A 238-nucleotide genomic window follows, 5' to 3' on the forward strand; every position below is an offset into this window, starting at 1 on the left:
GGTGCGATGGCTTCCGTTCTGAACAAGGGACGTGCTTCTCGTGAAGCCCATGAATTTTTGGTCGAGACTGGCCGTCTTGTAAGGCGTGAGGATTTTTGGATTCTCGACTTGGGGTCTGTGAATATTGACTCGGTAATGAAGGTTGAGTTGACTGACGCCCGCTACGTTGACCTCTTGCGGGAGTTTAATGACTGGCGAGAAGGAAGGGGTGCGGTAAGCTGACTGTTTGGAGGGAATG

Annotated in this window: 1 protein-coding gene; it reads left to right on the forward strand. The window is 51.7% G+C overall.

From position 1 onward, the window contains the following. Positions 1-222 (forward strand): hypothetical protein (locus tag KVS67_RS13055; protein WP_217565556.1); only part of this gene is annotated, 222 nt, incomplete at its 5' end. Between the last annotated feature and the right edge of the window lie 16 nt (positions 223-238).

Source organism: Micrococcus sp. GbtcB5, from assembly GCF_019091605.1.
GTDB classification, from domain to species: Bacteria; Actinomycetota; Actinomycetes; order Actinomycetales; family Micrococcaceae; genus Micrococcus; species Micrococcus luteus.